We start from the raw sequence: 815 nt of genomic DNA, 5'->3' as shown, positions 1-815 counted from the left end.
ACCGCTTCGGCGTTTTTCGCGGCGGCGGAGCTGGCCCGCCGCTTCATGTAGTCCTGGCCTACATCGACGAGCACAAAGACCGGTTCGGGGTCGAGCCGATCTGTCGCCTGCTGAGCCAGCACGGCATCCAGATCGCCCCGAGCACCTACTACGCCCGCCAAGCCCAGCCTGCCAGGCCGCCGAGATCGAGGATGCCTACGCGGCCAACACCCTGATCGATCTACACCGCGACAACCGCAGCGTTTATGGCGCCCGCAAATGCTGGCACGCCCTGCGCCGAGCCGGCCGCGACCTCGGCCGTGACCTTGGGCGAGGCCAGGTCGCCCGGCTGATGCGCGTCGCAGAGATCGACGGCATCCGCCGGCGCAAACACCACACCATCACCACCCGACGGGACGAGAAAGCGCCTCGTCACCCGGACCTGGCGGATCGGCAATGGTCGGCGCCCGCGGCTCCAGATCAGTGGTGAGTAGCGGATTTCACCTATGTCTGGACGCTGGCCGGGGTCGTTTACGTGTCGTGCGTGACCGACGTGTTCTCCCGCCGGATCCTGGGCTGGAGAGTCTCCACGGCCAAGACCACACCGCTGGTTCTCTCAGCCCTGGAGCAGGTGCTGTTCACCCGACGGCGGTCCAATACGCGGTTCGCTGCAACATGTTTGGTGCATCACAGCGATGCGGGAAGTCAATATCCGTCGCTGACTCTGACCGAGGCCCTCACCGAGGCCGGGATCGCCGGCTCCATTTGGATCAGTCGGTGATGCCCTGGACAACGCGCTCATGGAATCGACCATCGGCCCGTTCAAGACCGAACTC

The 815-nt window shown here is 65.4% G+C and carries 1 pseudogene and 1 other annotated feature; the pseudogene reads left to right on the top strand.

The annotated features are described in order from the left end of the window. Positions 1–815 (top strand): annotated as a pseudogene (locus QSK18_RS35640) (IS3 family transposase); the annotation flags it as partial. After that, positions 9–140 (top strand) — a sequence feature (AL1L pseudoknot). It overlaps the preceding pseudogene by 132 nt.

The organism is Kineosporia sp. NBRC 101677 (assembly GCF_030269265.1).
In the GTDB taxonomy this organism is placed as follows: domain Bacteria; phylum Actinomycetota; class Actinomycetes; order Actinomycetales; family Kineosporiaceae; genus Kineosporia; species Kineosporia rhizophila.
The sequence above is the reverse complement of the archived record's forward strand: the minus strand, read 5'-3'. Positions and strand labels throughout refer to the sequence as shown.